Here is a 10906-nt window from a genome sequence, read left to right as displayed (position 1 = left end):
TATAACGACCAGAGAAAGCACCAGGCTCTCGACTACAAGACCCCGAGGCAAATTTTTGAAGCGGGCCGCGCCTGTGGATATGTGCATAACGCAAGCGCGTTACACACATCCCCACAGCCTCAACAGCAAGAAAGGGATTCAATCGATCAAGGAAAGATGGTAGCCTGAAACACCGACATTCTGGCAAAATCGCCAGCGACAATTAACCGGCAAGACTCTCTATCTTAAGTCAGCCCACTTTCTGTCCAACTGACGGGGTCCACCTAATATGGCCCAACCGCCAGCCGGAGACCTGGCCTTGTTGTGTGCCTCGCCTTTTGACTGGCTGGCTTCCGAATATGATCGCATGAAGTGGGCTTGTGTCCGTTTGCAGGCGAGTGTTTTCGAAGAAAATCTGCGTGTCGCGACAATCGCGTCCTGGCTGAAAAGCGACATAAGGCTGCGCATAGCCCAGGAGCGTGACGAACTTATGCCGTTTCTGTTGGCACGAATGGAGTCAGATGATGACGTCTCGGCCTTCGTGGAGCGCCTGGAAAAAAACTATAGCCTCGCCGAAACGCAGGTTGCGCATCTGCTAGCCTTCATAGCGCACAAGGCAATAGTGCCGATGGCGCGGCGGGACGATATTTTGCACCTTGCCGCCTGCGAGCGACAGCACCTGGCTTTATTCTCAGCGATTGGTCTGCCCCTCTTGCGACTTCGCACCCCGACAAGCGCGCTTGGCCTGCTGTCAGGCAGACTGGCGCTGGGACGCGGCTGGTCCCTGTCGTCGAGCGGTGGACATTTGAACTGACTTGAAGGTTGGCACCCGCACTTGTCTTTATTTGATAAATATCAAACGCCCCGCCAACTTTAATCAAGCAATTGAATAATAACGATTAAATTTCTCCGTTAACAAGGTGGAAAGTAATTTCACGCACCTTTCATCCCTTGTATTAGAAACCTTTTACAATCGGCTTGTCGGCTCAATGTGAGACTGACGCGGGCATCCAGATCGTTTCAGCCCGGCCACAGCGACAGTCGGCCTCAGGTGAAAGGTTATCGTAAGGAAGGCCGTAACGTGACCCGCCTCATTCAACTTATCTATGTTAGCCGTTTTGTTGCTGGCAACCGAGGCATGCTTAGCGAAATGCGCAACATCCTGACGGTATCCCGGGCCAACAACTATCACAATCAGCTCACCGGCTGCCTTCTGTTTGACCGGGAAATTTTCGTTAGATCATAGAGGGTGAGCCTGAAAGGGTACGCGCCTGTTTTGAAAAGATAACCGGTGACCCTCGACACGCGGCGATACGCATCCTCCAGGATGCCCCCATCCAGGCCCGTAACTTTCCGGTTTGGACCATGGCGGGGTTTGTGAAGTCAGAGGCCAATGAAAGCCTGTTTCGCCGCTATCGCTTCCTGACACAGAAATCCACTGGTCGCTTCGAGCCTCACCGCCTGATAGCCCTGGCAAATGCCCTTGTTGCCCTGGATCAACCTTCGGTGCTGTCTGATATCAGGCGTTCTGTGCAAACCAAAGAGTCACATGGCAAGGATGGGCAGGCGCCGTATTTGGAAACGGTGAGGGTGCCAGACTGTGACAGGATCGTCGTCAGCGCAAATTCATAAAAACTGACGAAACACATTAAAAAGGACCAGGATCTGGTGAAAGATTGATCATGTTTTGATTGCGATCAAATCCTTCAACAAAATCCCGTGCCACTCTTGAGAACCTTTGCACAGGAAGCGTTCGCATGGTGGTCAGATTGAAAGCGCACGTCATTACCGGGTGCCTTGTAGCGGCGCTGATGACCCATGTCTTCGGTGCGCAGGCGCAGCCTCTTCCAGAACAGGGTGCGCAGATATTCTCCCAGAAGTGCGCTCTGTGTCACGACAATAGCCAGTACATGATCAATGATAATGGTCCGGCGCTTTTTGGCGTTGTCGGCCGCCGCGTGGGCTCCATTGAGGGCTATGCCTATTCGCCGGCGCTCACGGCCGCTGCCGCGCGCGGTGACACCTGGACGGTCACGCGATTGAAAAAGTTCCTGTCCGGTCCTGAAGCCATGTATCCGGGAACCGGCATGCCGATGCACTTTGAAACGCCAAACGCCCGGGCGGCCATAACCGCTTATCTTAAAACACTGACACCCAGAAAATAGCGGTTCTTAGCTGGGTTTGCCTTTTGTGCTGCCCTGGCCAAGGCTGCCTTTTGTTCGCTTACCAAGAGGCCTTGTCCATGTCGCGTATCCACGAACCGTTGCCGGGGGATGACGCACCGCCGCGCCGCACGATGACGATCATGGACGCGATCTATGGTCGTCATGCTGTGCAGGTGTTTACCGGCGACGATGTCACCGAACACACCGTGCACGCCTTGCTGTATGCGGCCGCCCAGGCGCCGGCGACAGCCTCCCTGCCGGCACCTGCGTTTCTGGTTGTCCAGGGCCGGGAACGCCTGCGCGCGCTGTCCGGTCATATTGGTCGGCTCTACAATGCGGTTGAAAGTGAGTTGACTAACCTCACCTCGGACAGCGGCTTTACACTGTTTCACAATGCCGGGACGCTGATCGTGGTCTGCATCCGGCAACAAACGCCTCTGGCTGTTCCGGAAGCCTGGATGGCGGCCGAAAACATCATGCTGGCGGCGGCGGGCATGGGACTCGGCAGTTGCCTGATCGGGGAGGCCGTCGCGGGTCTGAACGACCCACGCGGACGCACGCTCATTGGTCTGCCTGACAGTATGGTCCCCGTCGCCATCATTGCTCTGGGCAAGCCGACGCCGGGCATAGACCCTACAAAGCGCCGGCCACCGGACATTCTCAACTGGCTTCTGTGACGAAGGCTTAAGGGGGCGGACCTGGGCTCATCAAGATCTGGTGAGTCGGGCAATCCCCCTCTATGGAGCAGTTGTCACAAACGAAGTGGCCTGCCTTGTTGAGATTGGTGAAAGATACCCGATTGCCCTGGATATCGATGCCGACCTCCTTGAGTTTACGCAGCGTTCGCGAAAAGGTCGCCAGTTCCATCCGCAGACGCGAGGCAATCAGGGTTTTGGAATAGGGCAGGTCAAAGCCGGCAGGATCGAAGTTATAAAGAACGCATAGCCCTTGCAGATAACAGGCTACCATCTGCGTTGCCGACATGGTCGAGCGGTGTTCGGCTTCCATTTGCGCGTCGTGAAGGCGTTCGGCCAGGCCCTGAAGCAAACGCGGCGCCAATGTGTTGAAATTTTTCAGATGCTCACGCATCCATGCAATCGGCACTTCAAGTACCTGGGCGTCGTCGACGACGCGTGCATTGGTTATGTGGGTCACCTGCCGGGCTATGACCTCTTCTGCATTTATACAGTCGCCGGAAATAAGAATATCGCTGGTGACTTCATGACCGTCGGGGGTCTCCCGAAAAATCTGAATCGTTCCGCGTAGCAGGATTTTGAAGTTCTTAATGTCGTCGCCATGCATAAACAGGAATTCGCCGCGTCGCACATTTCGCATGTGGGTGTGTGCAGACAAACGTAGAACATCGTCGTCAGACAGATCGCTGAAGAGCGGCAAGGTTTTGAGTGTTTCTATACGTTTGTTCATCGCTTCCCAGCGTTGCGCGCGAAGATGGTGGCGGATACACCACGGGATAAGGCGCTCACCTTACGCTATCGCAAGGATGAAAGACAGGGAAAAGGCGACAGAACGACGCAAACGGTCAAAGCCTTCTTCCCTTCGGCTAAGATAATATCTGTCATCGGGCGGATCTGCCGCCTTTGACACAGCGATCTGCGATAAGAAAAAGCCCGCCGCACGTTATCCGGCAGGCTTTTTGAAGCGGCTTCCAATGTGGCAGGCAGCCAACCTAGGTGAGTACGTTCACGCCGAGTTTCGTCACCAAAAGGGGCAGGGCGATGGCGCATTCGACAAGCGCGACCATATACATGATGGCCAGCACCGGACGGCCACTCTGAAAATTACGTACCGCGCCAGCCAGAAGTGGACCACTGATCGGGCCCACCAGGAAATAGGGCGCAAGGCGCTTGATACGAGCCAACACGGGTAGAAACTCCTGATTACATTTTCATGTAAGCAGAGTTTGGAGTGCGATTCCAGCCTTTGTTAATAAAGCGTAAATACCGTGCGCGTGATAAGCCCGTTGCGCGAAAAAATTTAATTGGGAGTGGCTCAATATTAGAAAAAAGCCTATGGCTTCCCGCCGCCGCATACCCTTCACGCACGGCCTTTGAACAGATGGCAGGCTCGGACATGACCATTCTACGGGTGAATCACCTGACCCGATACGCATATCGCCGGCCCGTGGGCTTTGGCCAGCATCGTCTGATGTTTCGTCCGCGCGACAGCTATGACCAACGCCTGATAAGCTCGGAACTGAAGATATCGCCAGAACCAAGCGATATCTTCTGGATTCATGATGCTTTCGGCAATTGCGTCGCCTGCGCCGACTTCGACAGCCTGGCCGATGCCTTGTGCTTTGAAACGACGATCGTGCTCGATCATACGCCGCAGCACAGCCCTCACTTCCGCGCCGACGAAGACGCAAAGACCTGGCCCTTCCAGTATGACAACGAAACCTCGCCTGATCTGCGCCCCTCCATGCATCGGCAATATCCGGATGATGTGACCGAAACCTGGGCGCGTCGCTTCGTCAATCCGCTGGGTCCGACCAAGACGGCGACGATCCTTGAAAGCATGACTCATGCGATCAAGAACGATTTCAGATACAACCGCCGCACAAATCCGGGCACGCAGACACCGGAGATGACGCTTTATAGCCTAAGCGGCACCTGCCGGGACTTTGCCTTGCTGATGATGGAGGCGGTGCGTTCGCTGGGCTTCGCGGCGCGTTTCGTTACGGGCTATATCTATGCGCCCGCGCGCGATACCGGTGAAAATTTAGGCGGCGGCGCTACCCATGCCTGGGTCCAGGTGTTTGTGCCAGGGGCAGGCTGGGTTGAATTCGACCCCACCAACGGCATCATCGGCAATCGTGATCTCATCCGCGTCGGGGTGACGCGTGACCCGCGCCAGGCCATTCCTTTATGGGGCACGCATACAGGTTCACGCATCGATTCTTTAGGCATGACCGTGCAGGTTAATGTGACATCGGTCGGCGTGAAGGACGCGCCGACAATCATCACATAGGGATATTCCATGCAGATTAAGGCCGGCTACGCTCTCACCTATGACTGTCCGCAGCCGACCGCCATGCTGCTCTGCCTGAATATTCATACCTCACGGCGCGTCGATCTTTTATCTGCGCAAGAGTTGAAGTTTTCAAACAACCTCAAATCCTGGGACTATGTCGATAGCTTCGGCAATGTATGTACGCGCATCACCGCGCCGGCGGGCCGCACTACCATTTCGACGGTGTTCGAGATTTACGATACCGGCCTGCCTGATTTTGTGCCGTTCGAGGCCCCGCAGCATGACATCCGCGACCTGCCCGATGAGGTGCTCGTCTTCCTGCTGGGCTCCAGATACTGCGAAACCGATAAACTGACCGATCTGGCCTGGAACCTGTTCGGTCAGGTGGCGCCCGGCTGGCCGCGCGTCCAGGCCATTCTCGATTTTGTCCATAATCATCTGCGCTTTGACTATCAGCTCGCCGACCGCACGCGCAGCGCCTTTGACGGATATATACAGCAGGTCGGGGTCTGCCGCGATTTCGCCCACCTGGCCCTGACGCTTTGCCGCTGCATGAATATTCCGGCACGCTACTGCACCGGTTATCTTGGTGATATAAAGGTCGATCCGGTGCCGGGCCCGATGGATTTTTCCGGCTGGTTCGAGGTCTATCTCGGCGGTCATTGGTATACCGCCGATGCGCGCCACAACAAGCCACGCGTCGGGCGCATCCTGATGGCGATTGGACGTGATGCCACCGACGTCGCCATCTCGACGCAGTTTGGTCCGGCGGTTCTCAGTGCCTTCGAGGTGATTACCGAGGAGGTTATGCCATCGGTGCCGACGTGATCTCGTGGCCGTCAGCGGCTGAAACGCTCAATGAGACCGGCACATCCGATATTGTGCTGGTGTGCGAACATGCGTCGAACCATATCCCCGAAGCCTACGCCAATCTTGGCCTGAGGGCCTCAGATGTGGCACGCCATATTGGCTGGGATATCGGCGCGGCCAATGTCACGCGGCGTTTGTCGGCGCTTCTTGATGCGCCGGCCTATCTGGCCACCTGTTCGCGTCTCTTGATAGATCTCAACCGGCCACTGGATGCGCCAAGCAGCATCGTCACCCGCTCCGAAGACACGGATATTCCGGGCAATAAGTATCTGGCTGAGGCGGAGATTGTGCGGCGCCGAGAGCATCTTTTCATGCCGTTCCACCAGACGATCAGCGATCATCTTGATGCGCGTCAACGGCAAAACCGGCCGACCCGCTTTGTATCTATCCACAGCTTTACGCCAGTATTTTTGGGCACACCGCGCACCTGGCAGGGCGGCGTACTGTTCGATCAGGCGCAGGCCTTTGGCCGTGACCTCGTGGCCAGATTGGCGGCATCCGGCCTGAAGGTCGGCGCCAATGTGCCTTACCAGAGCGATCGCGCCGAGGATTACGGTGTGCCGATTCATGGCGACGACAGGGGCATCCCAGCCGTGCTGATCGAGATCCGCAATGATCTTATAGACCATGATGACGGCGCGGCCCTTTGGGCGAAGCATCTGGCGGATGCCTTGAGGGCTTAAGCCGATATGGCGGCGTGGTCGCTATCGAACTGCTTGCGCAAATCTTCAAGAGTCATGGCGATGTGGTTGCGCATCAGGGCCGACACCTCCTCGGACTTGCCTGCCGCCCACAGTTCCAGCAGGGCCAGATGCTCACTGTGTGCACGGTCATCGCGGCCGGCCGGCTCAAGATGCTTGCCGACATAGCGTTCCGAAATGATGTTAAGACGTTCGATAATCTGGATGGTCACCTGACGATGCAGGGGACGAACCAGCGACATGTGGAAGGCACGGTTAAGCTTGCCAACCTGGGTCTTGTCGGTGTTGGCGGCAACATCGAGCGCGTCCAGCGCCAAGCGGGCGGTGCGCTTGTCGGCGTCGGTCGCCACCTTTGAAGCCTCACCGACAGCGTCAGGTTCCAGTTTCAGGCGCAGGGCGTAGACCTCTTCGACCTCATCAGCATTGAGAGGACGCACGAAGAAGCCGCGATTGGCCTGGGAAAGCAAAAGCCCGTCTTGCTCAAGACGGGCCAGGGCTTCGCGCAACGGAATTTTGCTGACGCCCAGCTCAGCGGCCAGCGCATCCTGGCGAATGGCCGAGTCGGTAGGGATCTTGCCCGAAATGATGCGATCGCGTACCAGCGAGAAAATTTGTTCGGAGAGGGTCTGAACCACGAGGGTCATATGTGTGTCCGGCTGATTAGGATGGGTTGTGGCAGCACTTACCCGCACATCGAATCCAGTTTTTTCTATTGTTACCGCTATCTAGGCATTAGTTTTCCTTGCTGACAAGGGATCAGCTAGGGTTGCCGTGATAAAAAGTATACAATTTGTTCGTTGGCGCGTCCTTTTTGTCGCATTTGTGTCTTAAAGGACCTGAAAACCCTGCCAGAAGCGGTCTTTGCGGTCTATCCAGATGGTGTTGAAGCCGGTGGATATGGCCGAACCTTCGATCGACGGGATGATCGCCTTCTGGTCACCCAGCATGACTTCGTCTTCGACGCGACCGATAAACTGGCTGCAGATGTAGCTCTCGTGCACAAAGCGATCGCCTGTCTTCAGGCGGCCTGTGGCGTGCAGATGCGCCAGGCGGGCCGAGGTGCCGGTGCCGCAGGGGGAACGGTCGATGGCGCGTTCGCCATAGAAGACGGCGTTCCGGCCATCGGCGTTTTCACTCTTTGGTGTGTCGGCCCACAGGACGTGGCTGACGCCGCGGATGGTCGGATCCACCGGATGCACGGGTTCGTACGTGTCGCGCACGAGTTGGCGGATGGTGCGGCTCAGCTCGATGATGCGCGCGGCGCCGAGATCGTCGAGGCCGGTGTAAGCCCCCTGGGGCTCGATGATGGCGTAATAGTTACCGCCGTAGGAGACATCGAGCTTAAGCGCGCCGAAATCCGGCACAACGATCTCGATGCCGGTGGCGGCGAGATAGGACGGCACATTGGTGATGCGGACCGAGGTGACCTTGGCGCCTTCGGTTGTGTAGGCGATATCGATGAGGCCTGCGGGCACTTCCAGCTTCAGCTTGCCAGGTGTGCGCGGCGTCACCAGACCGTTTTCGAGCGCGAAGGTGACCATGCCGATGGTGCCGTGTCCACACATAGGCAGGCAGCCGGAGGTTTCGATGAACAGGATGCCTGCGTCGGTATCTTCGCGCGTCGGCGGATAGAGAAAGCCGCCCGACATCATGTCGTGACCGCGCGGTTCAAAACAGAGGCCTGTGCGAATCCAGTCAAAGCGCTCCAGGAAATCCTGTCGGCGCTCGGACATGTTGGAGCCCTTGAGCAGGGGCGCACCACCCGCAACAAGACGGACCGGGTTGCCGGCCGTGTGGCCATCGATACAGAAGAAGGTGTGGCGCATGGCACTCTCTATTCAAATCAAAATGCGAAAAAATCCCTTGGAGCCTTTTGGGGCAGCCCAAGGGATCTTTCCTCCATACGGGACGGGGGTGCATGGGGGAAGCGAGCTTCCCCCATGATCGACTTAAGCGGCTTTGGTGATCTTGAGCGACGGGCGCGTAGCGGCCGCCTTCTCAACCATAGCCGTGACTTCGGCGCGGCGGGCGCCGGTCAGCGGCATGCGCGGCATGCGCACGCGCTCGGAACCGCGCCCCATGATCTGCTCGGCCAGCTTGATCGATTGAACGAGATCGTGCTCGGCGTCGAGGTGCAGCAGCGGCAGGAACCAGCGGTAGATTTCGCGGGCGGTGTTGATGTCGCCGGCTTCCAGAGCCTTAACCAGCATGACGGATTCATGCGGGAAGGCCGAGGTCAGGCCGGAAACCCAGCCTTGAGCGCCCAGCAACAGGCCTTCAAAGGCGACGTCATCGAGGCCGGCGAAGACAACATAACGATCGCCAAAGGCATTGATCATGTCGGTGAAGCGGCGAGTGTCAGCGGTCGATTCCTTCACGGCGACGATGTTCTTCACGGGGCGGAGCGCTTCGAGGGCTTCGTTGGTGATGGCGACGCGATAGGCGGTCGGGTTGTTGTACAGCATGATCGGCAGGGTGGTCGCATTGGCGACCTGTGTGAAGTGCTCGACCAGTTCGGCGGTTTTCGGCACATAGACCATGGCCGGCAGAAGCATGAGGCCGTTGGCGCCAAACTTTTCGGCATCCTTGACCCAGGAAATCGCCAGCGGCGTCGTCAGTTCGGAGACACCGGTTACCACCGGCACACGGCCGGCAACAACTTCGACGATCGCCTTCAACAAGGTGCGCTTTTCGTCGGCCGTCAGTGAGTTGTTCTCACCGCAGGTGCCCATGGCGATGATCCCGGTGACGCCGTCCTTGATCAGATCATCAACAACCCGCTGGGTCTCGACATAATTGATCGAAAGATCTTCATTAAATTGCGTCGTTACGGCCGGAAACACGCCCCGCCAATCGATTTTCATCTATATACTCCTAGAGCTTGCGTAAGAACATATACTGTATACTATATGCGATAGTTTATTGCAACAAGGATGATGGCCTTCATGACGGCACCCCAAAACATACTCGTACTCGGCGGCGGCGTTGTCGGTTTGAACCTCGCCTTGCAACTCCTTAAAGAGGGCAAGAGCGTGACCTTGTGTGATGATGGAAATGCCCCCGTTTCGGCATCTTACGGTAATGCCGGGCATATTGCTATAGAGCAGGTTGAGCCTTTGGCGTCTCTGGCGACGGTGCGCTCTGCCTGGCGCCGGCTGTTCATCAGAGGCGGTGCGCTTTCCCTTCCACCACAAGGGATTGGCGCGTGGCTACCCTTCTCTCTGCGCCTTTTGGCCGCAGCCGCGCCGCGCCCTTTCAAGTCGGGAAAAGTGGCTCTGAGCGAGGTCATCGCCAAAGCTATGCCCGCCTGGCAGCGCCGAGTGGCCGATCTGGAGGCGACAGATTTGCTGCGCGAAGACGGTCATTTTGTCGTTTGGGAAACGCCGGAAAGCGCCGCCAAAGGCCTGCGCTCATGGCGAGCCACGGATACCGGCACCGCCTCATTTCGGGAGGTGACCGAGGCGGAAAAGCTCCAATTGTCGTCTCTTATCCACAGAAATTCTACGGTTAAAGTCCACGGGGCGATTCGTTTTGAAGGCACCGCGCAAATTGCCGATACAAAACGCCTGTTAGAGACGCTCCAGCAGCGCTTCATCGAACGCGGCGGCAAGCTGATCAAGGCGCGCGCCGATAAACTCTCGATCACAGGGGATGGTGCGGCCGTCCTGTTGTCGGATGGCGATTGGCGCACGGCTGATGCCATCATCGTCAGTGCTGGTATGGGTTCGAAAGACCTCATGGAGCAGGCCGGCTTGAAGGTGCCAATGATCTCGGAGCGCGGCTATCATATTCAAAGCCATGATCATCAGTGGCCGCAGGGCCTGCCGCCGGTCGTCTTTGAGGATCGCTCGATGATCGTGACCGGTTTTGAAAGCGGGCTGCGCGCCGCAAGTTTCGTTGAGTTTACCCGTGCCGGCACCGCGCCCGATCCGCGCAAGTGGGCACGCCTGCGCAAGCATGTCGGCGAACTCGGTCTGCCATTTGGCGGGCAAGGTCAGGAGTGGATTGGCACGCGCCCGACCTTACCGGACTATCTGCCAGCGATCGGCCGGGTGGCATCGGTGAAGAATCTTTATTATGCCTTCGGGCATCAGCACCTCGGCCTAACCCTGGCCGCAATTACCGGCGAAATCGTCGCCGACATGATCCGCAGCGGCGAAGGGCCGAAGCCCTTTGATCTGGCTCGGTTCAACTAGGAGT

14 protein-coding genes and 1 pseudogene are annotated in these 10906 nt (G+C 57.4%); 10 read left to right on the top strand and 5 right to left on the bottom strand.

What is annotated here, in order from left to right:
- Window positions 1-268: 268 nt before the first annotated feature.
- The 6 genes and pseudogenes from B060_RS0117195 (at window position 269) to B060_RS0117175 (ending at window position 2821) form a co-directional block, all read left to right on the top strand.
- Window positions 269-793, top strand: a complete 525-nt coding sequence (locus B060_RS0117195; RefSeq protein WP_018083044.1) for a hypothetical protein — start codon at window positions 269-271, stop codon at window positions 791-793.
- Window positions 794-970: 177 nt separating this feature from the next.
- On the top strand, window positions 971-1225 hold the full coding sequence (locus tag B060_RS28480) for a BLUF domain-containing protein (protein ID WP_425304001.1): 255 nt from the start codon (window positions 971-973) through the stop codon (window positions 1223-1225).
- Window positions 1219-1338, top strand: a pseudogene (locus tag B060_RS28475) (BLUF domain-containing protein); the annotation flags it as partial. The gene B060_RS28480 and the pseudogene B060_RS28475, both read left to right, overlap by 7 nt.
- Window positions 1339-1344: 6 nt before the next feature.
- Window positions 1345-1611: a hypothetical protein gene (locus tag B060_RS0117185; RefSeq protein WP_018083042.1), complete on the top strand. Its 267-nt coding sequence runs from the start codon at window positions 1345-1347 to the stop codon at window positions 1609-1611.
- Between the two features lie 125 nt (window positions 1612-1736).
- The gene (locus B060_RS25015; protein ID WP_018083041.1) at window positions 1737-2144 is read left to right on the top strand and encodes a c-type cytochrome; all 408 of its coding nucleotides are present in this window, start codon (window positions 1737-1739) and stop codon (window positions 2142-2144) included.
- A gap of 77 nt (window positions 2145-2221) precedes the next feature.
- Window positions 2222-2821, top strand: a complete 600-nt coding sequence (locus B060_RS0117175) for a nitroreductase family protein (RefSeq protein ID WP_018083040.1) — start codon at window positions 2222-2224, stop codon at window positions 2819-2821.
- A 7-nt stretch (window positions 2822-2828) separates the two neighbouring features.
- Here the strand turns inward: B060_RS0117175 and B060_RS0117170 are convergent, their stop codons facing one another.
- Together B060_RS0117170 and B060_RS0117165 are read right to left on the bottom strand one after the other, a co-directional pair.
- Window positions 2829-3569: a Crp/Fnr family transcriptional regulator gene (locus B060_RS0117170; RefSeq protein ID WP_018083039.1), complete on the bottom strand. Its 741-nt coding sequence runs from the start codon at window positions 3567-3569 to the stop codon at window positions 2829-2831.
- Window positions 3570-3831: 262 nt separating this feature from the next.
- Entirely contained in the window at window positions 3832-4026 is a 195-nt protein-coding gene (locus tag B060_RS0117165) for a hypothetical protein (protein ID WP_018083038.1), read from the bottom strand.
- 209 nt (window positions 4027-4235) lie between these two features.
- Here B060_RS0117165 and B060_RS0117160 point away from each other — a divergent pair, with 209 nt between their 5' ends.
- Genes B060_RS0117160 through B060_RS0117150 form a run of 3 tightly spaced genes read left to right on the top strand, consistent with a single transcriptional unit; the run spans window position 4236 to window position 6688 of the window.
- Window positions 4236-5132, top strand: a complete 897-nt coding sequence (locus tag B060_RS0117160) for a transglutaminase family protein (protein ID WP_026172931.1) — start codon at window positions 4236-4238, stop codon at window positions 5130-5132.
- Between the two features lie 9 nt (window positions 5133-5141).
- Window positions 5142-5963 carry a transglutaminase-like domain-containing protein gene (locus tag B060_RS0117155; RefSeq protein ID WP_018083036.1) on the top strand — a complete coding sequence of 274 codons (822 nt, stop codon included), beginning with the start codon at window positions 5142-5144 and terminating at the stop codon, window positions 5961-5963.
- The gene (locus B060_RS0117150; RefSeq protein WP_018083035.1) at window positions 5960-6688 is read left to right on the top strand and encodes an N-formylglutamate amidohydrolase; all 729 of its coding nucleotides are present in this window, start codon (window positions 5960-5962) and stop codon (window positions 6686-6688) included. The genes B060_RS0117155 and B060_RS0117150 overlap by 4 nt, the downstream gene beginning before the upstream one ends.
- On the opposite strand, the gene B060_RS0117145 is transcribed toward B060_RS0117150, so the two are convergent.
- The 3 genes from B060_RS0117145 to B060_RS0117135 form a co-directional block, all read right to left on the bottom strand.
- A complete protein-coding gene (locus tag B060_RS0117145) occupies window positions 6685-7350 on the bottom strand; it encodes a GntR family transcriptional regulator (protein ID WP_018083034.1) in 666 nt (221 codons plus the stop codon). The genes B060_RS0117150 and B060_RS0117145 overlap by 4 nt on opposite strands.
- 183 nt (window positions 7351-7533) lie before the next feature.
- On the bottom strand, window positions 7534-8532 hold the full coding sequence (locus B060_RS0117140; protein ID WP_018083033.1) for a 4-hydroxyproline epimerase: 999 nt from the start codon (window positions 8530-8532) through the stop codon (window positions 7534-7536).
- A 123-nt stretch (window positions 8533-8655) separates the two neighbouring features.
- Window positions 8656-9570 (bottom strand): dihydrodipicolinate synthase family protein, encoded by a 915-nt coding sequence (locus B060_RS0117135; protein ID WP_018083032.1) that lies wholly within the window; start codon window positions 9568-9570, stop codon window positions 8656-8658.
- Between the two features lie 81 nt (window positions 9571-9651).
- On the opposite strand from B060_RS0117135, the gene B060_RS0117130 reads away from it, so the two are divergent.
- The gene (locus tag B060_RS0117130) at window positions 9652-10902 is read left to right on the top strand and encodes an NAD(P)/FAD-dependent oxidoreductase (RefSeq protein ID WP_155847817.1); all 1251 of its coding nucleotides are present in this window, start codon (window positions 9652-9654) and stop codon (window positions 10900-10902) included.
- Window positions 10903-10906: the final 4 nt, after the last annotated feature.

Origin of the sequence: Asticcacaulis benevestitus DSM 16100 = ATCC BAA-896, assembly GCF_000376105.1 — a bacterium.
Classification (GTDB): domain Bacteria; phylum Pseudomonadota; class Alphaproteobacteria; order Caulobacterales; family Caulobacteraceae; genus Asticcacaulis; species Asticcacaulis benevestitus.
This window is presented reverse-complemented; position numbering and strand designations above follow the sequence as displayed.

Bases quoted from the DNA above. Each gene is read 5' to 3' on its own strand.
- B060_RS0117195 (WP_018083044.1), top strand. From the start codon at position 269: ATGGCCCAACCGCCAGCCGGAGACCTGGCCTTGTTGTGTGCCTCGCCT.
- B060_RS0117185 (WP_018083042.1), top strand. From the start codon at position 1,345: ATGGCGGGGTTTGTGAAGTCAGAGGCCAATGAAAGCCTGTTTCGCCGC.
- B060_RS25015 (WP_018083041.1), top strand. From the start codon at position 1,737: ATGGTGGTCAGATTGAAAGCGCACGTCATTACCGGGTGCCTTGTAGCG.
- B060_RS0117175 (WP_018083040.1), top strand. From the start codon at position 2,222: ATGTCGCGTATCCACGAACCGTTGCCGGGGGATGACGCACCGCCGCGC.
- B060_RS0117170 (WP_018083039.1), bottom strand. From the start codon at position 3,569: ATGAACAAACGTATAGAAACACTCAAAACCTTGCCGCTCTTCAGCGAT.
- B060_RS0117160 (WP_026172931.1), top strand. From the start codon at position 4,236: ATGACCATTCTACGGGTGAATCACCTGACCCGATACGCATATCGCCGG.
- B060_RS0117155 (WP_018083036.1), top strand. From the start codon at position 5,142: ATGCAGATTAAGGCCGGCTACGCTCTCACCTATGACTGTCCGCAGCCG.
- B060_RS0117145 (WP_018083034.1), bottom strand. From the start codon at position 7,350: ATGACCCTCGTGGTTCAGACCCTCTCCGAACAAATTTTCTCGCTGGTA.
- B060_RS0117140 (WP_018083033.1), bottom strand. From the start codon at position 8,532: ATGCGCCACACCTTCTTCTGTATCGATGGCCACACGGCCGGCAACCCG.
- B060_RS0117135 (WP_018083032.1), bottom strand. From the start codon at position 9,570: ATGAAAATCGATTGGCGGGGCGTGTTTCCGGCCGTAACGACGCAATTT.
- B060_RS0117130 (WP_155847817.1), top strand. From the start codon at position 9,652: ATGACGGCACCCCAAAACATACTCGTACTCGGCGGCGGCGTTGTCGGT.